19 protein-coding genes and 1 other RNA gene are annotated in these 22,402 nt (G+C 39.9%); 14 read left to right on the top strand and 6 right to left on the bottom strand.

Features of this window, described 5'->3' with window-relative positions; genetic code table 11:
- Positions 1-80: 80 nt before the first annotated feature.
- From ABD676_RS03015 to ABD676_RS02995, 5 genes are all read left to right on the top strand, one after another.
- Positions 81-3,050, top strand: a complete 2,970-nt coding sequence (locus tag ABD676_RS03015; RefSeq protein WP_344673191.1) for a SusC/RagA family TonB-linked outer membrane protein — start codon at positions 81-83, stop codon at positions 3,048-3,050.
- An 18-nt stretch (positions 3,051-3,068) separates the two neighbouring features.
- Positions 3,069-4,589: a RagB/SusD family nutrient uptake outer membrane protein gene (locus tag ABD676_RS03010; protein WP_344673190.1), complete on the top strand. Its 1,521-nt coding sequence runs from the start codon at positions 3,069-3,071 to the stop codon at positions 4,587-4,589.
- Between the two features lie 11 nt (positions 4,590-4,600).
- The gene (locus ABD676_RS03005) at positions 4,601-6,094 is read left to right on the top strand and encodes an endo-1,6-beta-glucanase (protein ID WP_344673189.1); all 1,494 of its coding nucleotides are present in this window, start codon (positions 4,601-4,603) and stop codon (positions 6,092-6,094) included.
- Positions 6,091-7,425 carry a DUF5125 domain-containing protein gene (locus ABD676_RS03000; RefSeq protein WP_344673188.1) on the top strand — a complete coding sequence of 445 codons (1,335 nt, stop codon included), beginning with the start codon at positions 6,091-6,093 and terminating at the stop codon, positions 7,423-7,425. The genes ABD676_RS03005 and ABD676_RS03000 overlap by 4 nt, the downstream gene beginning before the upstream one ends.
- Positions 7,426-7,524: 99 nt before the next feature.
- Entirely contained in the window at positions 7,525-8,559 is a 1,035-nt protein-coding gene (locus ABD676_RS02995; protein WP_344673187.1) for an isoaspartyl peptidase/L-asparaginase family protein, read from the top strand.
- Between the two features lie 777 nt (positions 8,560-9,336).
- Here the strand turns inward: ABD676_RS02995 and mtgA are convergent.
- Complete coding sequence (mtgA, locus tag ABD676_RS02990; RefSeq protein ID WP_344673186.1) at positions 9,337-10,080, bottom strand: monofunctional biosynthetic peptidoglycan transglycosylase; 744 nt, start codon at positions 10,078-10,080, stop codon at positions 9,337-9,339.
- A gap of 168 nt (positions 10,081-10,248) precedes the next feature.
- Between mtgA and mutS the strand changes: the two genes are divergently transcribed.
- Genes mutS through ABD676_RS02975 form a run of 3 tightly spaced genes read left to right on the top strand, consistent with a single transcriptional unit; the run spans position 10,249 to position 14,059 of the window.
- Positions 10,249-12,825, top strand: coding sequence for a DNA mismatch repair protein MutS (gene mutS, locus ABD676_RS02985; protein WP_344673185.1), 2,577 nt, complete (start codon positions 10,249-10,251; stop codon positions 12,823-12,825).
- 16 nt (positions 12,826-12,841) lie between these two features.
- Positions 12,842-13,546: a tRNA1(Val) (adenine(37)-N6)-methyltransferase gene (locus tag ABD676_RS02980; protein ID WP_344673184.1), complete on the top strand. Its 705-nt coding sequence runs from the start codon at positions 12,842-12,844 to the stop codon at positions 13,544-13,546.
- Between the two features lie 18 nt (positions 13,547-13,564).
- Positions 13,565-14,059: a metallophosphoesterase family protein gene (locus ABD676_RS02975; protein ID WP_344673183.1), complete on the top strand. Its 495-nt coding sequence runs from the start codon at positions 13,565-13,567 to the stop codon at positions 14,057-14,059.
- 84 nt (positions 14,060-14,143) lie between these two features.
- Here ABD676_RS02975 and ABD676_RS02970 read toward each other — a convergent pair whose 3' ends face one another.
- Positions 14,144-14,479, bottom strand: a complete 336-nt coding sequence (locus ABD676_RS02970; protein WP_344673182.1) for a MerR family transcriptional regulator — start codon at positions 14,477-14,479, stop codon at positions 14,144-14,146.
- Between the two features lie 105 nt (positions 14,480-14,584).
- Between ABD676_RS02970 and ABD676_RS02965 the strand changes: the two genes are divergently transcribed.
- On the top strand, positions 14,585-14,950 hold the full coding sequence (locus tag ABD676_RS02965) for a hypothetical protein (protein WP_344673181.1): 366 nt from the start codon (positions 14,585-14,587) through the stop codon (positions 14,948-14,950).
- Positions 14,951-15,008: 58 nt separating this feature from the next.
- On the opposite strand, the gene accD is transcribed toward ABD676_RS02965, so the two are convergent.
- A complete protein-coding gene (accD, locus tag ABD676_RS02960) occupies positions 15,009-15,851 on the bottom strand; it encodes an acetyl-CoA carboxylase, carboxyltransferase subunit beta (protein WP_344673180.1) in 843 nt (280 codons plus the stop codon).
- Positions 15,852-16,056: 205 nt separating this feature from the next.
- Entirely contained in the window at positions 16,057-16,284 is a 228-nt protein-coding gene (locus tag ABD676_RS02955; protein WP_344673179.1) for a hypothetical protein, read from the bottom strand.
- 95 nt (positions 16,285-16,379) lie between these two features.
- Here ABD676_RS02955 and dprA point away from each other — a divergent pair, with 95 nt between their 5' ends.
- The 5 genes from dprA to ABD676_RS02930 all read left to right on the top strand — a co-directional run bounded on the left by dprA (position 16,380) and on the right by ABD676_RS02930 (position 20,482).
- Positions 16,380-17,480: a DNA-processing protein DprA gene (dprA, locus tag ABD676_RS02950; RefSeq protein ID WP_344673178.1), complete on the top strand. Its 1,101-nt coding sequence runs from the start codon at positions 16,380-16,382 to the stop codon at positions 17,478-17,480.
- Positions 17,481-17,495: 15 nt separating this feature from the next.
- A complete protein-coding gene (locus tag ABD676_RS02945; RefSeq protein WP_344673177.1) occupies positions 17,496-19,031 on the top strand; it encodes an MFS transporter in 1,536 nt (511 codons plus the stop codon).
- Between the two features lie 3 nt (positions 19,032-19,034).
- Positions 19,035-19,262, top strand: coding sequence for a DUF6814 family protein (locus ABD676_RS02940; protein WP_344673176.1), 228 nt, complete (start codon positions 19,035-19,037; stop codon positions 19,260-19,262).
- Positions 19,263-19,343: 81 nt separating this feature from the next.
- Positions 19,344-19,441: signal recognition particle sRNA small type (gene ffs, locus ABD676_RS02935), an RNA gene on the top strand.
- A 303-nt stretch (positions 19,442-19,744) separates the two neighbouring features.
- The gene (locus ABD676_RS02930) at positions 19,745-20,482 is read left to right on the top strand and encodes a hypothetical protein (RefSeq protein WP_344673175.1); all 738 of its coding nucleotides are present in this window, start codon (positions 19,745-19,747) and stop codon (positions 20,480-20,482) included.
- An 86-nt stretch (positions 20,483-20,568) separates the two neighbouring features.
- Here the strand turns inward: ABD676_RS02930 and rsmG are convergent, their stop codons facing one another.
- Together rsmG and ABD676_RS02920 are read right to left on the bottom strand one after the other, a co-directional pair.
- Positions 20,569-21,204: a 16S rRNA (guanine(527)-N(7))-methyltransferase RsmG gene (gene rsmG, locus ABD676_RS02925; RefSeq protein WP_344673174.1), complete on the bottom strand. Its 636-nt coding sequence runs from the start codon at positions 21,202-21,204 to the stop codon at positions 20,569-20,571.
- Between the two features lie 31 nt (positions 21,205-21,235).
- Positions 21,236-22,378: a glycosyltransferase gene (locus ABD676_RS02920; RefSeq protein ID WP_344673173.1), complete on the bottom strand. Its 1,143-nt coding sequence runs from the start codon at positions 22,376-22,378 to the stop codon at positions 21,236-21,238.
- Between the last annotated feature and the right edge of the window lie 24 nt (positions 22,379-22,402).

Below are 22,402 nucleotides of genomic sequence, written 5' to 3'. Positions count from 1 at the left end.
GGCTTAATCCATGCTTAACTTTGTTAGAGTGAGAACAGGATCTACCTGAATCATTTTAAATTATAACCCTATAAGTCCTTATGAAACTTTTTACCAGAGTAACCTATGGTCTTTTGCTTATTCTTTTTACCTTAAGTTTTGGCGACACCTATGCCCAGACAAACCTAACGGTCAACGGAAGAGTAATTGATGCATCCACAAGCGTGCCGATAGCTGGGGCTACGGTTCACTTAGTAGGTGGTTCTACTGCCACCTCAACCAATGTTGATGGACAATTCACCTTGGCGAATGTTCCCTCAAATTCTAAACTTCGTATTACTTTCGTAGGCTACAACAGCCAGGAGGTCATTGCCAAATCAGGAGAAATGACCATTTCCTTGCAAGCTTCGAGTACAGCTTTAGAAGGAATCGTGGTCATCGGATATGGCGCTGTTAAGCGAAAGGATGTGACCACGGCTATATCTTCCGTATCACTCGATGATATGGAGGAGAGACCTATTGTCAATGCCAACCAAGCAATTCAAGGTAAAGCAGCTGGGGTATCTGTCACACAGCCAAATGGTAAACCAGGTGGCGAGACCTCTATCCGTATCCGCGGTACAACCTCCTTTAATGGAAGCAATGCCCCATTATATGTGGTCGATGATGTGCCTGTGGATAACATTAACTTCCTGGCTCCCTCCGATATTGCTGACATTCAAATCATGAAAGATGCCTCCTCAGCCGCCATTTACGGTTCCAGAGCAGCCAATGGGGTTGTGTTAATTACCACCAAACGTGGAAAAACAAATAACCCAAAAATAAACTTCAATGCCTTGGCTACCCATAACCGCGTAACTTCTGTATTGGATCCATTGAATACCGCACAATACAAGGACTTAATGGATGAAATCGGAATCATCAGCTTACCGGATAACCTGACCGATCAAACCAATTGGTTTGACGAAACCTTTCAGAATGGTGTTACCCAGGATTATCAAGTTGCTATTTCCGATGGTACAGAACGCTTGAAATACTACCTTTCAGGTGGGTATGTCAATGATAAAGGTATTATCAATACCGCCTTCTATAAGCGTTATAACTTCCGTGCGAATATTGAAAATAAAGTACGCGATTGGTTAACGGTGAACGCCAATGTATCTTATGCCGACTATAACGGCAATGATATTATTTCAGGTACAGGTTCAAACCGTGGAGGTGTTGTATTGGCAACGATTAATACCCCAACCTATGCGCCTATTTGGGATGCTTTCAATGCAGGTCAATATTACAATGACTTCTACGGTTTAAACCTGACTAGCCCCATTGAAAATATGGCTAGAACAGCCAAAAACAAAAACCGTGAAAACAGAATCTTAGCAGCAGGAAGTGGTACTATTCATATTCTTCCCGAATTGAATTTTAAAACTTCCATTGCCTTCGACCGTCGAAATACACTGTCTACTACATTCTTGGATCCATTATCCACATCTTGGGGAAGGAACCAATACGGGGAAGCTTCTGATACCAGAGCGATGAATACTGTAATGACCTTTGATAATGTGTTGACCTACAATAAAGATTTTGGCAAACACAATGTTTTGGTAATGGGAGGTACTTCTTGGAGTGATTCCAAATACATGAACAGTTGGATTAATGGTTCTCATTTCCGGTCTGATCAAATAGAAACTTTAAACGCTGCAAATAAAATCTCCTGGACAGGTACAGGCACTGGTGCTTCTGATTGGGCGGTATTATCTTATTTCAGCCGTCTAGCGTATAACTACGATAGCAAATACTTGATCACAGTTAATATGCGTGCAGATGGTTCATCCAGGTTGCATCCCAATCACCGTTGGGCAGGCTTCCCTTCTTTCTCCGCTGCTTGGCGACCTTCAGCAGAAGATTTCATGAAGGATGTCACTTGGGTTAATGACCTCAAGATTCGTGGAGGATGGGGTAAAACAGCTAATCAGTCAGGAATTCATGACTACAGCTATCTACAACGCTACAACATTACGCGCGTTCCTTGGTTTGAAGAAGGAAAAGAGAATTCCGTTGTAACCATATCGCCAGCAAACTTAAGAACCAAAGACTTATCTTGGGAAACAACCACACAAACCGGTGTTGGTCTAGATTTTACCGGATTTGACAACCGAGTAACGGTGAACCTGGATTATTACTACAAGCTAACGACTGGTCTATTGACAACCGTAAATATTCCTGGTGCAGGTCAGCTTAACTCTATTACACGTAATGAAGGCGAAATGTCCAATCGAGGTTTTGAAGTGAACATCAATACTGATAACCTACGTGGACCTTTGACTTGGAAATCTACATTCAATATTTCCTTCAATAAGAATAAACTGGAGAAATTAGCTACCCAAGCATTCTATCCAGATGCGAAAACAGTGGATTATGTAAATGATTACGCAGTGCGCAATTCTCCCGGAAACCCGATGGGAACTTTCTACGGCTATATTGCAGAAGGGGTAAATCCAGAGACCGGTGATATGAACTATAGAGATATCAACGGGGATGGACGTATTTCTTCTTCTGACCGTACCATTATCGGCGATCCGAATCCGAAGTTTACTTATGGATTTAACAATAGCCTTAGCTACAAAGGATTTAACCTTAATATTTTCATTCAAGGATCCCAAGGCAATGATATTTTCAATGCTTCCCGTATGGACACAGAAGGGATGTATGACGGCAAGAACCAATCTACCCGAGTATTACAAAGATGGCGCGTACCTGGTCAAGTTACCGAAGTGCCAAAAGCAGGGTATAACATGTTAAACTCCACTTATTTTATTGAGGATGGAAGCTACCTACGTTTGAAAAACATCTCCTTGTCTTACAACATCAAAGGAGCAGTCTTAAGTAGAATTGGTGTGAATAAATTACAGCCATTTGTATCGGCAAGTAACTTGTTGACTCTAACGAAATATACTGGTATTGATCCTGAGGTTAACCAATGGGGTGGCTATGGTGGTGTACAGGGTGTAGATTGGGGAACCTATCCTCAAAGTAAAGCCTTGGTTTTAGGAGTAAGTGTCGAGTTTTAGGATTTAATAATGAAAGCCATGAAAAGAAATTTTATAAATAGTCTGTTCCTTATGCTGCTGTTGGGCATCGTAACGAGCTGTTCATTGGATAAAGATCCTCTTTCGGACTTCTCTGATGTTACCGAGGGGATTGATGAGGAAGGGAAAGGAGAAGTATTTAAAGACCGTGCGGCAGTAGAAAGTGCCATGACGGGTATATATAACCAGATGCGTGATCGTCAAGAACACTGGTATTTGGATAAATTACTAGTTGCAGAGTCCCATTCGGACAATGCCTATGCCGGAACGACTGGTGCTGAAGTTGTACCTTATGAATCAAATGCGATTGAAGGATCCAACTCGGTGATGGAGCGTGACTGGAACCGTTTTATGGAAGATATCGCTCGTGTCAATATCCTCATCAATTTTATTGATTCCGTAAAGGATAATTCATTAACCGCGGCTGTACGTAAGCAGTATAAAGCGGAGGCGAAGATTTTTCGTGCGATGGTCATGTTTGATATGGTACGTAATTGGGGAGACATCCCGGTTGTAACCGTTGTTGCTGATGATATTACCGCGGATAATCTGGAAGATGTTTATGATGATTACTTTCCAGATCAAAAACCGGAGAAAGAAGCCTATCAACAAATTGAGAAAGATCTGTTAGATGCGATTGCTGATGCGCCAGCCAATAATCCGGCGAATAAAACAAAGTTCAGTAAATCAGTGGCAAAAGCCCTTCTTGCTAAGGTATATGCTGAAAAACCTTTACGTGACTACGCAAAAGTGATTCAATATGCTGATGAATTAGCAACCGAAGGTTTTGATTTGGAGGCAGACTACCGCGACCTATTCGGGGTATTGGAAGGTACTGCTGATGCCAAGAAACGCAATTCAAAAGAAAGTATCCTTGAGACCCAATTCTTTACTGGAAATGGAAACTGGGTAACTTGGATGTTCGGTCGTGATCTTTCCAATTATAACAATGCTTTTGACTGGGCAAAATGGGTAACCCCATCGCGCGATTTAATCAAAGCATTTACTACGGAAGCAGATAATATTCGATACACCGAATCTATTGTGTATTACCAAGCAAAATGGAGTAATTATTATCCTTCCAACAATTATCCATTTATGTACAAGACGCGTTCGGCATTTAGTAATATTATCAAATTCCGTTATGCTGATATTCTGCTGTTAAAAGCAGAAGCATTGATCATGCGTGATGCACCTAATTTACCGGCTGCTGCAGAAATTATTGATAAGGTACGCACGAGGGTAAAACTACCTGTTTTAACTGCCGCGGCAAAGGCTAGCAAAGAGTCTATGTTGGAAGCCTTATTGAAAGAGCGCCGTTTAGAATTGGCCTTTGAAGGACAGCGATGGTTTGATTTGGTTCGTCTGAACAAAGTAGAATCGGTGATGAATGCCGTTTATGCTAAGGATTCAGGACGTAAAGCCCAAGTATATCAATTCAATGAAAATTCCTATCGCCTGCCTATTCCGCAAGCTATTATTGACCAAAATCCTAAAATCAAACAAAACCTAGGATACTAAACTTTCGACGTATGAACTTTAAGAAATATATTTTAGCAGTAAGCATATTCTCCAGCGTATTCACCGCTTGTGGCAATGACAATGTAGGCAATGGAGGTGATCCTGTTGTACCTGTAGGACCAACCTCAGGCGATGTAATGATCTATACAACTACGGGGTCATTAAGTCATGATTTCAAAAAGTCTTTTGTGAACTTCAACAAGACAAGCAATATGTCCTCGCAGACCATAAAGCTATTGGAGAATACCAAATACCAAACCATGGATGGCTTTGGTTCTGCTATTACAGGTTCTACTGCCTATAACCTGTTAAAAATGACCAGTGCTGATCGGGCCAAGTTTCTAAAAGAAACCTTTTCTCCAACAGAAGGAATGGGGCAGAGCTACATCCGTATAGCAATTGGATGTTCTGACTTCTCCCTGTCGGAATATTCTCTTGCCGATAAACCGGGAATTGAGAATTTCGCCCTTCAAGAGGAGGAGTTGAAATATGTCATCCCTGTTTTGAAGGAGATCATTGCTATTAACCCAACCATCAAGATTATGGGTTCCCCATGGACACCACCTATGTGGATGAAGGTTAATAACCTGACCGATCTACAACCATTTAACTCTTGGACAGCAGGTCATTTAAACCCAAAATACTACCAGGATTACGCGACTTATTTTGTGAAATGGATTCAGGCAATGGCAACAGAAGGTATTAAAATCTATTCCATTACGCCACAGAATGAACCCTTGAACGATAAGAACTCGGCATCCATGCTGATGTTTTGGCCCGAGCAACAGGCATTTGTTAAGAACGCTTTAGGTCCAAAAATCAAAGCGGCTGGTTTAAACACCAAAATCTATGCATTTGACCATAACTACAATTATGACGATATGCCGGATCAGCAGGATTACCCGATCAAGATTTATGAGGATCCCGCAGCAGCAGCTTTCTTTGCCGGTGCTGCTTACCATAACTACGGTGGGGATAAAGCAGAGTTATTGGATATTCACCAAAAGGCTCCGCAAAAGGATATTGTCTTTACGGAGACCTCCATTGGTACCTGGAATGATGGTAATGTGTTGGGAAAACGCCTGACAGAAGATATGCGTGAAGTGGCTTTAGGTACGGTGAATAACTACAGTAAGGCAGTCATTGTTTGGAACCTGATGTTAGACTCAGAGAAAGGGCCAAACCGTGAGGGTGGTTGCCAAACTTGTTATGGTGCGGTAGATATCAGCAAATCCGATTATAAAACCATCCGTAAGAATTCCCACTACTACATCATCGGGCATCTTTCATCGGTTGTTAAACCTGGTGCAGTCCGCATAGGTACCGAAGGTTTTAAAGGTAATGGACTGACTTATGCAGCCTTTAAAAACACCGATAACTCCTATGCTTTTGTGATTACAAATGATTCTGGATCGGCTACACGCATTGTCTTGGAGGATGGAAAAAATAACTTCGGTTATGAAATCCCTGCAAATTCCGTAGTCTCTTATACTTGGAAAAAATGAAAAAACTAATCAATTATACCGCCTTATTATGTCTTTTTACACTGTTGTATTCGTGTAAGGAGGATGAGTTTATTGTGGCTATCGGTGGAGGATCCCCAACTATTGAGGTGAAAACCGCCCCAACGGCATCCTTTATGGGAGATAGTTTGCAATTTACAGTCAATGTTAAGGATCAAGGGGTAGCCTTGTCGACATTGAAAGCGCAATTACTTTTCTCAGGAGAAGTGGTAGCCGAAAAAATAATCCGCACCAAGGATTATGCGGAATACTCTGGAAAACTATTTGTTCCCTTCTTGAAGAATATTCCTAATGGTACGGCTGCACTGAAGTTTACCCTGGAGAATGTTGAGCTCGTGAAGAAAGAATTGGAACAGGAAGTAGCGATTACCAGACCTGATTTTCCATTCATCAATTTGGTAACAGCAACGAAAACCTACAAAATGAACCGTGTTGCCTTGAATAAATATGAATTGACCGAAAATTTTCCTTTCAAGGTAAGTGGCTACTTGCAAGCACCAAAATTTGGTGCAAATGGTAATGACATCAACTTTGGATGGGAGAGTGAGGCGGTGACTCAGGGAATTACACAGAACATTCCTTTTTCTAATTCGGTTTCTGGCGTTTACACTATTTCCTTCAATACATTGACTTATGAAGCTGCTCCATTTATTATTGGCTATGCCTTTAATGGTGAAGGAATGAAGCAGATCAACGATAATCTATACAGTGTGGATCTTCAAATCGAAAAAGATAAGGAAATTGTTATTGATGGAATTGAAGATGTGGCTACTTGGACGGTTGATGGTGATTTTGTCCAAAAAGATGGAGCAAAATTCTCTTTCAATGCCTTGACTGGTAAATATCGTTTCTATGCCAATTTCGAAAAGAAATACATTTATGCAGAGGCAATGAGCGGGAATAACCTGGCGACTTTAAATGCTGATGGAACTGGAGCAATCTGGATTATCGGAGAGGGTATTGGTAAACCGGATGTAGCCAGTAGCCAAGTTGGCTGGTCTCCTGAAAATGCGATTTGTGTGGCGCCAATTGGTGGCAAGAAATACCGTGTTACGGTAGTTGCCGGAAAATCCATTAAAGCTGATAACATCAATTTCAAGTTCTTCCACCAGAAAAACTGGGGTGGAGAAATCAAAGATGATTTGACGACGACAAGTGATATTGTTCTTGTAGGTAATGGTAAAAATGGCCGTGACCCTGGTAACCTAGGTCTGGTTGCTGGTAAAACCTTAGAACAAGGTGCTACTTATGAGTTTATTGTTGATTTATCCGCCGGAAATACCAAAGGCGTCTTAACAGTAACCAAGAAGTAATAAATCACTAACTATTAATATAGGATAGATCGGTTCTGCAAAGGACCGGTCTATTTTTTTAGGGCAATATTGAGTATGTTTGTATAAAGCCTCTATTTTATGAAAAGCATCAGTTTAATTTTATTGATTTTTACGATGATGAGCAGTATAAACTCCAGTCATGCGCAAACTACAAATGGTTCAAGCTATGTCTTGGCTATTCACGGTGGAGCAGGAACCATTCTCAAGAAGAACATGTCCGAGGCTATGGAAAAGGCCTATGTTGAAGCCTTAACCGAGGCATTGCAAAAAGGCTATGATCAGATTAAAGCTGGCAAAACAAGTTTGGATGCGGTAGTTGCTGCTATTGAGGTGATGGAGAACTCGCCACTTTTCAATGCGGGAAAGGGTGCTGTATTTACCAATCAAGGGAAAAATGAATTGGATGCCTCGATCATGGATGGAAAGAACCGTAAAGCGGGTGCTGTAGCAGGAGTAACCAACATCAAGAATCCCATAAAAGCCGCTAGAGCTGTGATGGACAAGACAGAACACGTCATGTTGATCAGCAAAGGGGCTGAGGAATTTGCTCAAAAACAAGGCTTAGAAATCGTAAATCCTAAATACTTCTGGACACAATCTCGATGGGATGGTCTACAAAAAGCACTTGAACGCGATAAGGAACGCATGGAATTAGACCATGATGCTCAACAAAGCCAACTGCCTCCGGCATTTAAGGACGAGAAATTTGGAACCGTAGGTTGTGTAGCACTTGATAAACAAGGTAATTTAGCCGCAGGAACATCAACCGGCGGCATGACCAACAAGAAATTTGGACGCGTAGGTGATTCTCCAATTATTGGTGCTGGAACTTATGCTGACAATGAAACTGTAGCGATCTCTTGTACCGGCTGGGGCGAATATTATATCCGTACCGCAGCGGCATTTAATGTTTCTGCGAAAATGAAATACGGTAAACTGCCACTCAAGCAAGCTAGCCAAGAAGCCATCGATGAGATAGGAAAAATGGGTGGTGACGGCGGTATGATTGCACTAGATAAAAATGGCCAAGTAGCCATGCCATTCAATACCGAAGGCATGTACCGAGGTACAGTAACTGCTGATGGAAAAATCGAAGTATTAATCTATAAATAACCATTCTCTTAAATATGCTATTGGATTCAATGAGCAAATGACTTCGGGAATGTTGTGGTCGTATTGAATTCATTATAGGTTCGTGTTGGAGTCGGTACTCTTAGGGAATTCTTAAGGATCTGAGAGGGATTTTGTTCGGATCTCGTTCGCTTCTAACCGAACGAGATCCGAAGGAGTTCCGAACAAGTTCCGAAGGAGATCCGAAGGAGTGTCGAAGAAAACCTATGTGAGAGACAGTTAGACAACAGACGAAAGACATAGCCCTTCGGGCAGTATAAAGTATATAGTACGGAGTATTTAGACCTATTGGCGGGATAGATATTACGTCACTTACAACTCAGAGCAACGCGAAGAGTCTCTATAACCCCCACATGACGCCATCATCTTCCACCGAAGGTGGAAGATCTTTAAACTATGATGGATTTTTAGATTGTTAATAGGCGGGCGATGCATGCATCGACCCTACAGACGTTCGTGAATTTATTATTTTTACTGCCATAACAGTAGGGTCGAAGCATGCTTCGACCGTTAATAATTTCTATCAAACAATCCTCTACTTTTAGGTGCTACTAATCACCTAAGAACAAACTATCTAGATAACACGTAAGGTAGGGGCGGTACTGAGTGAGTTCGAGGGAAGGCGATTTATCCCCGACGAGAATGAACGGAATGTCCGCCCGTTTTTTTAAATCAAATAGTTTCATAAAGATTAATTTGATTCTATCCCACCGAAGGTGGAAGATCTCTAAACTATGAAGGATTTTTAAGACCTTAGCCCTACTCCGGAATCTTATAATAATTCAAATAACGAACGATGCTGTTTGCACGTCTGTTGATGTAATTCGAAGGTCTTCTGGCATCCCATTTCTGTGGGCTTGGGAGAATGGCTATAATAAGTGCTGCTTCTTTTTTGGTTAAGCTTTTCCCCGATTTATGAAAATAGTATTGGGAAGCTGCCTCTGCACCATACACTCCTTGACCCATTTCAATGACATTGAGATAGACTTCTAAGATTCGTTTTTTGCTCCAGAAGATTTCAATCAGGACAGTGAAATAGCTTTCCAGGCCTTTGCGAATCCATGAACGGCCAGGCCAAAGGAATACATTTTTGGCAGTTTGCTGACTGATGGTACTCCCGCCGCGAAGAGATTTACCGGCTTTATTTTTTTCGATGGCTTCAAAGATGGCCTTGGTGTCAAAGCCATTATGAGTCATAAAATGGGCATCTTCACCAGCTAAGGCAGCTCTTTTTAAATTGTCGGATATATCCTCATAATCCAGCCATTTGCGTTCAATCTTCCATTCCTTGCCAGCAGCTTTACGTTCGAAGCCACGCTTCAACATCAAATAGGTAATCGGGGGATTGGTAAAACGTAGGGCAATTACCCAAAGTATACTGAGTACAAAGAGAGTTAACACGGCACGCCACAGGTAAGGCCATATCTTCGTTTTGAAGAATGATTGTCCTTTACTGTTTTTTTGCTTGATCTTGTTCTGTTTGGTAGAACGCTTGATAGCCATGGCATTGAAAATTTATGCAAACATAAGAGGTATTTTTTAATTTTCGGGTCAAATTTCACTGTTGACATTGCTTTTTGTTCGGTTTTGCAAATCGGGACAATTCTGCTATTTTTACATCACATTCAAAATAAGCATACCTTGGCAAAAGAGAAGAAACAAACCCCCTTAATGCAGCAATATAATACGATAAAGGCCAAGTACCCCGGTGCCTTATTGTTGTTTAGGGTGGGGGATTTTTATGAGACGTTTGGAGAAGATGCGGTAAAGGCCGCCAAAATATTGGGTATTGTTTTGACTAAGCGTGGAAATGGTACCGAATCGGAGACTGCATTAGCAGGATTTCCACACCACTCCCTAGAAACTTATTTACCGAAATTAGTTCGTGCAGGACAAAGGGTCGCTATCTGTGATCAATTGGAGGACCCTAAACAAACAAAAACCATTGTGAAACGTGGGGTGACCGAATTAGTTACGCCTGGAGTTTCTTACAGTGAGAATATCGTTCAGCAGAAGTCCAATAATTACTTAGCATCTATATTTTTTGATAAAAGTTCTGTAGGGGTGTCTTTCCTGGATATTTCCACTGGAGAATTCCTGGTGGCACAAGGGAGTGTGGGGTATATCGATAAGTTGCTTCAAGGCTTTAAGCCGACCGAGGTGATTATGCCCAAGAAACAAGCTAAGGAATTTATGGAACAGTTTGGTTCCAGTTATTATACCTATACCTTGGATGAATGGCCTTATACAGGCGATTATGCGGATGAACAGTTGCTGAAGCATTTTGAGGTAAAGTCCATGAAGGGCTTTGGTGTTGACCGCATGAATGTTGGTCTGATTGCAGCAGGTGTAGCCTTACATTATCTGAATGAAACAGAACACCGAAATCTACAACATATTTCCAATATCTCCAGAATTGAGGAAGACCGCTATATGTGGTTGGATCGTTTTACGATTCGGAATCTGGAATTAGTAGGTTCTGCCAATGAGAATGCAAGTACTTTAGCGGATGTATTGGATGAAACTTCTTCCCCAATGGGGGCTCGTTTGTTAAAACGTTGGATTATCATGCCATTGAAGGATGAGAAGGCAATTAACGAACGCTTGCAGGTAGTCGATTACTTCCATAAACAGCGAGATGTACGGGAAGAATTAATTCGCGAGATTAAACATGTTGGGGATTTGGAACGACTGATCTCCAAGATAGGTTTACTGAAAGCAAATCCTAGGGAGATCATTCAGCTGAAGAGAGCCCTTTATGCGGTAGAAAAATTAAAAGAATTGACAGCAGGGGCAGAATCGGAATCTCTAAGGGTGATTGCCGAACAGCTGAATCCTTGTTTGATTATTCGCGATAAAATAGAGAGTACGGTACAAGCGGAACCACCGGTTGCCTTGAATAAGGGAAATGTAATTGCCGATCAGGTGGATGCTGATTTGGATAAATTACGTAAGGTTGCCTTCGGTGGGAAAGATTATTTGTTGGAGATTCAGAAACGTGAATCAGACGCCACAGGTATTCCTTCTTTAAAAATCGCTTTCAATAATGTGTTTGGATACTACCTGGAAGTTACCAATACCCATAAGGATAAGGTGCCAGAGGGATGGATTCGAAAGCAGACTTTGGTCAATGCGGAGCGTTATATTACTGAGGAGCTGAAGGAATATGAAGAACAAATCTTAGGGGCAGAAGAGAAGATTCAAGTCATTGAAAATCGAATCTATGCCGAATTGCTGCAAGATATTGCAGCATATATCAAGCCCATTCAATTAAATGCTCAATTGTTGGCCAAACTGGATGTGCTGTTAAACTTTGCGGTGATCGCCGAAAAGAATTACTACGTAAAACCAGAAATCAACAATAGCCGTATCATAGATATCAAGGGTGGTCGCCACCCGGTAATTGAAAAGAAATTGCCAATAGGTGAGGACTACATCACCAACGATACTTTCTTGGATCCGGAGGGTCAACAGATCATTATCATCACTGGACCCAATATGGCGGGTAAATCGGCATTATTGCGTCAGACCGGATTGATTGTCCTTATGGCACAGATAGGTAGTTTTGTTCCTGCCAAGGAAGCGACCTTGGGAATCGTGGATAAGATCTTCACCCGTGTTGGGGCTTCAGATAATCTTTCTTCTGGGGAATCGACCTTTATGGTAGAAATGAATGAGACCGCGAGTATTATGAACAACCTTTCTGACCGAAGTTTAATTCTGTTGGATGAGATTGGACGTGGCACCAGTACTTACGATGGTATTTCCATTGCTTGGGCAATTGCGGAGTTTTTACATAGCCATCCAACCTGTCGTGCAAAAACATTATTTGCAACACACTATCATGAATTGAACGAGCTGTGTACTTCCATGCCTCGTATCAAGAACTACAATGTCAGCGTAAAGGAATTGAACAACAAGGTGATCTTCCTTCGTAAGCTTGTTCCGGGCGGCTCTGAGCATAGTTTTGGTATTCATGTAGCCAAGCTTGCTGGAATGCCTCCTAAGCTTATAGCGCGCGCCAATGACGTCTTAAAACGATTGGAACAGGAGCGTACCGGAGGGGAGAAGATCAAGGATAGTATGCGTAAGATTCAGAAGCAGGCTTATCAGTTGCAAATGTTTTCCATTGATGATCCGGTTTTGGAAAAGATTCGGGATATGCTGAATAATTTGGATGTCAATACCTTAACTCCAGTTGAGGCATTGATGAAATTGGATGAGATACAGCGTTTATTAAAGAATTAATTCTAGTTAGAAGGTTATGGGTCAGGTGTTTCAGTTTAAACAATTTGCAGTAGATCAGAATAATGTTCCAATGCGCATTAACACAGATGGTGTTTTGTTAGGGGCGCAGGCAGAGGCAGAATCCGTGAATCGTATTTTGGATATTGGTACCGGTACGGGAGTCATCGCTTTGATGTTAGCCCAGCGTTTTGAGGATGCTGAGGTATGGGGTGTAGAGATTGATGATCTTGCCGCTAAAACCGCTAGAATGAATTTTGATCAGTCGCCTTTTACTAATCGAATGCACTTGTTGCATTCTGATATTTTTCATTGGAAAAATGACTTGCAATTTGATTTAATAGTTTCCAATCCACCATTTTATATCAATTCTCTGCATAACCCTGACGAGCGTAAGAAAATAGCAAAACATACCGATGATACCTTCTTTATTGGGATGTTGGAATTTGCTGCTAAGCACCTGACTGAGCAAGGTTCATTTCAATTGATCGTCCCAGTAGAATTGGAAGATTTCTTAAAAACCGAAGCGGAAAAATTGGGTTTAGTTTGGGATGGACAGGTGAATATTCGTTCTTTTGCGGATTCAGAAAGCTTCCGTTGTATCATTCGATTTGCTCGTCAATCGAGTGAGCAGAAAACAGAAGAATTTATCATCTATAAAGGTCGAGGAATCTATTCGGATGCCTATAATCATTTGCTCCAACCCTTCTTTTTAGCTTTTTAATTCGGTACACATATCCTTATGAAAATTGGCTTAATATCGGATACCCACAGTTATTTGGATGAAGCTGTTTTTGAGTACTTCAAAGACTGTGATGAAATCTGGCATGTCGGTGATTTTGGTTCTATGGAAGTTATTGAACAATTAGCTGCATTTAAGCCATTGCGGGGCGTCTTTGGTAATATCGATCATAAAGATATTCGAAATCTTTATCCAGAGAATCTGCGTTTTACTTGTGAGGATGTTGATGTGTGGATGACGCATATCGGGGGTTATCCCGGTAAATACAGTCCATTGGTTAGGGAGGAGATTAAGAAGAATCCGCCTAAGTTGTTTATTTGCGGGCATTCTCATATCTTGAAAGTACAGTTTGATGCAAAATTACAGTTATTGCATTTGAATCCAGGTGCTGCCGGAAAACAAGGATGGCATAAGCAAAGGACTTTAATGCGCTTTGACATTCAAGCTGACCGCATTGAGAATCTGGAAGTGATCGAGTTGAACCCTAGGTGGTAGGTCACATCATTTCACCATTCTATATTCGAAAAAGTATAAGCTTTTTTGAAAAAGTAAGTAAAGAATTAAATCAACGAATATTTCTTACAAACTATCTCTAACCTCTAATAAGAAGCTTTTTAGTTTTTCTAATGAATCTACGACACGTTGATTTTCTTTTGCTTCGTTTTTGTTGTTACGAAGGAAATCGCGGGCACCTTGAAGGGTATAACCTTTGTCTTTTACAAGATTGAAGATTATTTTTAGGTTCGCGATGTCATCTGGAGTAAATAGACGATTGCCTTTTTTGTTTTTCTTAGGCTGAAGAATATCAAATTCACGCTCATAAAAACGAACTTGAGAAGCATTTACACCGAACAACTCGGTTACTTCGCCCATTGTATAGTATAATTTGTTGATTTCGCGTTCTTTGTACGGCATCTATTTATCCATTTGGTGACCTAAACAAATATACAACCTAAGTTTGATATTCAAAAAAACTATAAATTAAAGGGGATATTTATACCTTTAAAGCAAGAAATAGCTATGAAAGGAAAAGTTATTGTCAGTGCATTTTGGACGAAGTTCTTCTCTTGGGGTAAAGCGCAAGCTATTACTATTTTTCCTTTTATTTTCTTAAAACACCCTGCTTATAAGAAAGATAAGGTGCTGATAAACCATGAGAATATACACATTCGTCAGGCTTTGGAATTATTGATCATTCCTTTCTATTTCTTTTACCTGACGGAGTTTATGTTTCGATTGATTCAATATCGACACTTTTTCAAAGCCTATTTGAATATCTCCTTTGAAAGGGAGGCATTTCAAAATGAAGAAAACTTATATTACCTCCGAGAGCGAAAAGTATTTAGCTCGTTTAAATATCTGCGCAGTTGGAAAGAGAAAGCATAAAAAAGCCGAACATTTGATGTTCGGCTTTCTATTTCTTATATTCTCGACTGGAATTTGGTTATTTCACTAATTTCAAGAAAGTCGATACTTTTTCTTTCAATTGTCTTCTATCCACAATGAAATCCAAGAATCCGTGTTCTAATACGAATTCAGAAGTTTGGAATCCCTTAGGAAGGTCTTTCTTAATGGTTTCTTTGATGACACGAGGACCTGCGAAACCGATTAATGCTCCTGGTTCAGCGATATTGATATCACCTAACATCGCGTAGGATGCAGTTACACCTCCGGTTGTCGGGTCAGTCAATAAACAGATATAAGGAAGTTTGGCTTGTGCCAAAAGTGCTAATTTTGCGGATGTTTTAGCCATCTGCATTAAGGAGAAAGCTGCTTCCATCATACGTGCACCACCAGATTTAGAGATCAACATAAAAGGTAATTTATGTTCGATACAGTAATCAATGGAACGTGCGATTTTTTCTCCTACTACTGATCCCATAGATCCACCGATAAAGGAGAAGTCCATACAGTCAATTACGATTTCTTGACCGTCCAATTTACCAACAGCAGCACGTAATGCATCATTTAAGCCAGTCTTTGCTTGGCTATCGAGCAATCGATCTTTGTAGGGTTTGGTGTCGACGAAATGTAAGGGATCACCTGCTTTCAGGTTCGGGAAGAGTTCCGTGTATTCGTTATTATCAAATAAAATCGAAAAATATGCGGTAGAGCCTATTCTAATATGATAATCACAATAATGACAAACGTATTTGTTTTCTACCTGCTCTACATTCAAAAGGGGCTTTTTACAGTTAGGACATTTGTTCCACATCCCATCAGGTGCCTCTTTCTTATGCTCCGTAGCAGTTTGTATTCCTGCTTTGTTTCTTTTAAACCAACTCATAGACTCGTGTTAATTCGGATTACAAATAAACAAAAAATATCTAATATGTGTAGGAGGAATTGTTATTGTACCCAAAAGCTGATTGACTGACAGGTAATTAGCCCTCATTGGCCTAGGCTATTTATTGTTAATAGCAAAGCTAAGCTTTTTAATTACACGATTTCTCCAATTTCAGAATTGAGAAATCGTGCTTCATGTGTTGAAATTAGATATATTTATTGATTTCGGAACCGATCAGGTTGATTTCTTCATCCATTCCAAACATCGGAAGTCCAGTTTCAGGATTCAGCTTTAACCACGTAGTTTCAGTGTCTTTAATGATTTGCACATATTCTTGTCCATCCTTAAAAACGGTATAGGTATCTTTCTCGTCCGGGAATACGGAATAGGTGATTCCGTTGATCTCAATATCAAAAGGTTCTTGTAGTTCCATTTTATTTCTTTAGAAGTACAAAGTTAAGCATTTAAGTTTTAAGGATGTTGCAGAAGGTAGTCTGATTCCTTATATTTAGACTCAACTAGCCAAGAATGAATGCCATAGAGCAGATTGCAATTACTAAGATAAAAGGTGTCGGACCTAAATCAAGTCGACTATTATTGGCCTACTTTGGCAGTTTAGAAGAAGTTTTTAAAAGTAAACCTGCAGAATTAAAACGAATACCGGGGATTACACGTTCTGTAATAGATGAATTGGTTTCTGGTGCCCATATGCGAGCTGCTGAAGCAGAGTATCGGTATACACAAGACCATGGTATCCAATTGTTCTGGTATGAGGATGACCGTTATCCGCGTCGACTGAAAAATTGTGATGACGCACCTATGCTTCTGTATAGCAAAGGGAATTTAGACCTGAATAAGCAAAGGATAGTCAGTGTAGTAGGCACTAGAAATGCCACCCATTATGGTCGCAAATTGACGGAAGCTCTATTGGAAGGCTTCTCCGAATTGGATGTAATTATGGTAAGTGGTTTAGCTTTTGGAATTGATATCCTGGCTCATCGTGCAGCAGTAGAACAGAAAATGGGAAATGTGGCTGTATTAGGTCACGGTCTAGATCGGATTTATCCTTTTGATCATCGGGAAACTGCTGAAAAGATTCTGGAGAATGGACGCTTATTGTCCGAATTCCCATCAGGTACAATGCCTGACCGAGTTAATTTTCCAATGCGCAATCGGATTATAGCAGGTCTTTCGGATGTTACAGTGGTGGTCGAGGCAGCAAATAAGGGAGGCGCTTTAATTACAGCAGAGATTGCGAACAGTTATAATCGTGATGTATGTGCTTTTCCTGGTCCGGTTGATCAGCCATATTCGGTAGGTTGTAATGAATTGATCAGGAATAATAAAGCGCATTTAATACGGCATGCGGAAGATCTTATTCAATTAATGCAATGGGATCTGAATACAGCAAGCAAGAAAGATGCAGGTACGCAATTAAGCCTTCTGGCAGACTTGAATAATGATGAAGAACGCATATTTACTTATTTGAAAGAGGTAGAGCATGCTTCGATTGACGAATTGGCCATTTATTGTGATTGGCAACAGAGTAAAATTGCGCTCGTATTGTTGGAAATGGAAATGAAAGGAATAGTACAGTCCCTACCGGGGAAAATATATAAATTACCTTAAACCTAATAAACATCTATGCAAGAACAAGTAAGTAAGAAAGGGATCTGGAAGGTTATCGGGGCATCTTCCTTAGGAACCCTCATTGAGTGGTACGATTTTTTTATTTTCGGGAGTTTATCGGTGGTTATTTCCACCAAATTCTTTCCGGCAGATAATCCTACTGCCGCCTTTTTATCCACATTAGCCACTTTTGCAGCTGGCTTTGTCGTACGCCCCTTTGGGGCTTTATTTTTTGGTCGTCTAGGTGACTTGATAGGGCGTAAATACACCTTCATGGTAACATTGATGCTGATGGGTGGTGCTACTTTCCTTATAGGCTTAATACCTTCCTATGAACAGATCGGTTTCTTTGCGCCGCTGATTGTGCTTATCCTGCGTCTATTGCAAGGTTTGGCCTTGGGAGGTGAGTATGGTGGTGCGGCAACCTATGTTGCTGAACACGCTCCTCATGGGGAGAGGGGTTATTGGACATCTTGGATTCAGACGACTGCAACATTCGGACTCTTTATTTCCTTGGTGGTTATCCTGTTGACAAAGTTAGTTTTGACTGAAACACAATTTGACCAATGGGGTTGGCGAGTACCCTTCCTACTATCCATTTTAATGGTTTATGTTTCTTACTTGATTCGTAAAAACATGGATGAGTCGCCTGAATTTAAGAAAGCCAAAGCAGAGGGTAAGACATCAACAAACCCCTTGAAAGAGAGTTTTGGTAATAAATACAATTTGAAATTTGTTCTATTGGCTTTGTTTGGTGCCGCTATGGGGCAGGGGGTAGTTTGGTATACAGGCCAGTTCTATTCCATGTCTTTTATGAAGACGGTCATGATGGTACATTCCGATCAAGCTGATACCATATTGGGGATAGCGCTGCTATTTGGTACTCCATTCTTTGTGGTGTTTGGTAAACTCTCGGATAAGGTTGGACGTAAATGGGTGATGTTAATCGGGATGTTGCTTGCTGTATTGACCTATAGGCCGATTTATCAAGCCATGTATAAGCTAAGTAACCCAGATTTAAAGGAAGAGGTTATTGCTTCCAGATCGGAGGAAACAAAACAACAACAAATTGATGATGATTTGTTGGAAGTGCATACGATAAACCGTGTATTTACTGATGGAACCACATTAAAAGAGGAACACCGGCGCTACTTGGAGAAAGATGGTCAAGCGGTAATTGGGGAGGTGAAGATGTTGGAGAAAACTACGGTCCATCTCTCAGGAGGTAATTATGTGGCATTAATAGCTTTGATTTTCATTCAGATTATCTATATCACTTTGGTGTATGGTCCGATAGCAGCCTTTTTGGTTGAAATTTTTCCAGTTAAGATCCGGTATACCTCCATGTCCTTACCATACCATATTGGTAATGGTATTTTTGGAGGGCTCTTACCTGCGGTATCCACTTATTTGGCCACAACAGCTAAAACGGCAGCAGACCCTAATTTCTATTTAGCAGGTTTATGGTATCCCATTATTATATCCGCAGTTTGTTTTGTGATAGGGGCATTATATATCAATAAGAATATGGTAGCAAAAGATTTGAGTTAGACTATGGAAAACATTAAAAAAATATTAGGTATTGTCTGGATAGCTTTGGCATTACTTACGGCATATTTCTGTATAGCAAAATTTGGTTTACCCAAGATTATGTCCGGTCATCAAGAAGATGTGGTATTTGGGATAATTATTCTGTTTATCCTGACGCCGATCATCAGTATTGGCTTGGCGGTGTTCGGTTATTTTGCCTTAAAAGGAGAATATCGGGAAGACAAGATGTAATTTTTTGGCTGAATGTCAACGGTATAGCGCATAAGTGCTATTTTCTTTTCGAAAACATTAAAAAATTGTTAATTTTGCCGTGGGTAAGTCCTTTACGACCAGCTCCCATTGACTCCCCCAGGTTGGGAACAAAGCAAGGGTATTTGGTTGAGCGGTGCGATAAAGGGGGCTTACCCATTTTTTATGCCTTTTTTTGAAGGATATAAAAAACAATCACCGCAGCATATTCTCAACGAATTTTTTAATTATACATATTTCCTTAATTATTCATTCAATCGGTAACCTATCATTGATTGAATTTCACAGGCCATCTTTATTTTAAATTAGATGGCCTGTGGTTTTTACTGTACGATGTTAATTTAATATTATATTTTTTTTCCTGAGCATGTTTTTAGCTGTTGCCTATTGTATTGACTTTTTAAAAAATGTAGTTTCGATAAACAATTTATTTTTTCTAAAGTACACACTAACAGCGCTAGGTTATGAAAATTTTCCAAAACTTTATTTTGTTGACTATGGTCACATTAGGCTCATTGCAATTCTTAAATGCTCAAGAGCAAAGCAATAAACCAATCCCTTATTTACTTAATTTAAAATTGGATTTTGGTGAAATCGCTGACAGTTACAATCAAATAGAAATTCTGATGATAGATAGTTTGGCAATTCAAAAAAATACTATACATAAAACCACAACAAGTATTCAATTAGATGGGAGAAATGATTTCAAAGAACTTGGCTCTACTTCCAAAGACTCTTTAGTAGGTTATTTCCTGACAGATTACGTTACTAAAAAAACATATGAGTTTGATGCAAATAAGAAATTTGTAGGAATTTTAAACAATACCAAAGAGCTACCGGAGCTTTTGTTTTTAAAAACTGATTCTGCATTAGCTTCAATTGCTTCAAAATATGTATTGAAAGGAGATACTTTATTAGCAGACCAAAAATGTAAGATAGCTGTTTATGAGGCTAAGGAAAATGGAGAATCCATTTCACAAAAAGCCTATATTTCTGAGGAAAAAAAAGATGGAAAGCTTCTGAATGTGCTGGCAAATTCCTTAGAAGAAAGATTTAATGGGACTTGTGTCGCAATAGATTTTCATAATATGAATAATCAAATGAAAACTGTTCATAGGATAGGATTAAGTTTTGATCGTAATGTTGGTCCTGAAGAACGTGAATTAGCCAATTTCTTTTATGATTGGTTTCAGAAACAATAGGAAGAGAATTTATCCATTTAAAAGTTATAAAAGAAAAGCCAGTATATTTTTACATACTGGCTTTTCTTTGTTTTATATATCTCCGCTTACATTGGGATATAAACGACATATTTAGTGTCAAAGAAGTCTTCTTTAAAATAACTGGAGATAGGATGTAATTCAGCTTTCACTCTAGCCTCTTTGATTTCTTCCTTCAAGTCACCTCCCTTTAGATATAAAATACCGTTAGGAATGCTATTCCTGTCGTTTTTCTCAAACTTGTTTCTAACCCATGGTAGGAAATCGCCTAAACGGGTTACTGCTCTAGAAACCACGAAATCATATTTGTAATCCAGCTCCTCTGCACGCATGTGGTCTGCTTCTACATTCGTTAATCCTAATGCTTGTGCAACCTCCCTAACCACCTTAATTTTCTTTCCAATGGAGTCTACCAAATGAAATTGTATTTCCGGAAATAAAATCGCCAATGGGATTCCGGGGAATCCTCCACCGGTACCTACATCAAGCACACGAGTCTTCGGGCTAAACTCTCCAACGAATTTACCGATGGCCAATGAGTGTAATACATGCTTCAAGTATAAACTCTCGATATCCTTGCGAGAAACCACATTGATCTGGTCGTTCCAAAAAGGATAAACTTCTTCTAATTGGGCAAATTGTTGCTTTTGCTTCTCAGTAAGTTTTGGGAAATATTGATAAATAATATCTACAGTTGGATTCACGGTATTGCTTTGTTAAATGTTCAATAGGATGCTATTTCCAGGTCTTTTGTTTTTTCTTTCGATTGAAAAGACCGTTGAAACAGATGTAAAAATAATAATAGAAATCTAAAAGGGGAAGCCAAACTAAAAGGTCGGCTACCTGTAATTTACGATAGATAGGCTTGAAGACCAGCAGTTGGCAAATTAATCGAATTAAATAAGCTGCCAATGCTAGATACCAATACTGAGGTGTTATCAATATAGCAACGATTACGGCCAAATAAAATAGTACGGCAGTTACCAATTGGATGCCCAACATGTTCTTGTGTCTTGTTTTATAAAGCACTGATGCTCCAGAATGCCTAGCCTTTTGTTTGTAATAGCTTTTCCAAGTTGTCTTAGGAGCTGATTCCACAACAGCATCGGGATGAATGGCAATAGCCACATTCGATGAATTGGCATTGCTGTTCACAAATAAATCATCATCTCCCGATTTAATATGCATGTGAGCATTGAAACCTTTTCCTTTGAAGAATAAAGATTTGGTATAAGCAAGATTTCGTCCCACACCCATATAGGCATCTCCCTTTAGGGCATAAGAGAGATAACTCATGGCTGTGTGGCTGGTCTCAAATCGAATTAGCTTATTTAGAAATCCTTTGTGTTTGAAGTATGGGGAATAGCCGAGAATGATCTCTTTCTTGTCTTGAAATGCTCCTTCTAATTCGCTAATCCAATTTCTGCTTATTGGTTCACAATCTGCATCACACATCAGCAAGTATTCATTTTTCGCGGCCTTGATACCCATGGTCAGTGCAAATTTCTTACTGTGCTTAAGCTGAATATGCTCTTTGATTTCCACAATTCGTAAATGAGAATATTTACTTGCAAAATCCTGTAAGATCCATTTGGTTTCATCACTGGAGCAATCATTGACAACGATTACTTCAAAATCCGGGTAATCCTGATTCAAAATGCTCGGTAGGAATTGTTGTAAGTTATCCTGTTCATTATGGGCACAGATTAGTACAGAAACCGGCTTTTTATCGGCATGTTCCTGATAAGATTTGACACGATAGCGTGCAAGCTTGCTGTACACAAACAAGATAAAGTAAAGTTGGAATACCAAAAACAGCAAGAGAATTCCATAAGGAATTAAGTCACTGTTCAGGTCGATATGGAAATTAGCTAACATAAAAGTAGGAGCAAAGATACAGGT

Source organism: Sphingobacterium kyonggiense, from assembly GCF_039536825.1.
In the GTDB taxonomy this organism is placed as follows: domain Bacteria; phylum Bacteroidota; class Bacteroidia; order Sphingobacteriales; family Sphingobacteriaceae; genus Sphingobacterium; species Sphingobacterium kyonggiense.
Note: the sequence above shows the minus strand (reverse complement) of the source record. Positions and strands in the feature narration are given on the sequence as shown.

Excerpts from the sequence above, each read along its gene's own strand:
- ABD676_RS03015 (WP_344673191.1), top strand. The coding sequence starts at position 81 with ATGAAACTTTTTACCAGAGTAACCTATGGTCTTTTGCTTATTCTTTTT.
- ABD676_RS03010 (WP_344673190.1), top strand. The coding sequence starts at position 3,069 with ATGAAAAGAAATTTTATAAATAGTCTGTTCCTTATGCTGCTGTTGGGC.
- ABD676_RS03005 (WP_344673189.1), top strand. The coding sequence starts at position 4,601 with ATGAACTTTAAGAAATATATTTTAGCAGTAAGCATATTCTCCAGCGTA.
- ABD676_RS03000 (WP_344673188.1), top strand. The coding sequence starts at position 6,091 with ATGAAAAAACTAATCAATTATACCGCCTTATTATGTCTTTTTACACTG.
- ABD676_RS02995 (WP_344673187.1), top strand. The coding sequence starts at position 7,525 with ATGAAAAGCATCAGTTTAATTTTATTGATTTTTACGATGATGAGCAGT.
- mtgA (WP_344673186.1), bottom strand. The coding sequence starts at position 10,080 with ATGGCTATCAAGCGTTCTACCAAACAGAACAAGATCAAGCAAAAAAAC.
- mutS (WP_344673185.1), top strand. The coding sequence starts at position 10,249 with ATGCAGCAATATAATACGATAAAGGCCAAGTACCCCGGTGCCTTATTG.
- ABD676_RS02980 (WP_344673184.1), top strand. The coding sequence starts at position 12,842 with ATGGGTCAGGTGTTTCAGTTTAAACAATTTGCAGTAGATCAGAATAAT.
- ABD676_RS02975 (WP_344673183.1), top strand. The coding sequence starts at position 13,565 with ATGAAAATTGGCTTAATATCGGATACCCACAGTTATTTGGATGAAGCT.
- ABD676_RS02970 (WP_344673182.1), bottom strand. The coding sequence starts at position 14,479 with ATGCCGTACAAAGAACGCGAAATCAACAAATTATACTATACAATGGGC.
- ABD676_RS02965 (WP_344673181.1), top strand. The coding sequence starts at position 14,585 with ATGAAAGGAAAAGTTATTGTCAGTGCATTTTGGACGAAGTTCTTCTCT.
- accD (WP_344673180.1), bottom strand. The coding sequence starts at position 15,851 with ATGAGTTGGTTTAAAAGAAACAAAGCAGGAATACAAACTGCTACGGAG.
- ABD676_RS02955 (WP_344673179.1), bottom strand. The coding sequence starts at position 16,284 with ATGGAACTACAAGAACCTTTTGATATTGAGATCAACGGAATCACCTAT.
- dprA (WP_344673178.1), top strand. The coding sequence starts at position 16,380 with ATGAATGCCATAGAGCAGATTGCAATTACTAAGATAAAAGGTGTCGGA.
- ABD676_RS02945 (WP_344673177.1), top strand. The coding sequence starts at position 17,496 with ATGCAAGAACAAGTAAGTAAGAAAGGGATCTGGAAGGTTATCGGGGCA.
- ABD676_RS02940 (WP_344673176.1), top strand. The coding sequence starts at position 19,035 with ATGGAAAACATTAAAAAAATATTAGGTATTGTCTGGATAGCTTTGGCA.
- ABD676_RS02930 (WP_344673175.1), top strand. The coding sequence starts at position 19,745 with ATGAAAATTTTCCAAAACTTTATTTTGTTGACTATGGTCACATTAGGC.
- ABD676_RS02920 (WP_344673173.1), bottom strand. The coding sequence starts at position 22,378 with ATGTTAGCTAATTTCCATATCGACCTGAACAGTGACTTAATTCCTTAT.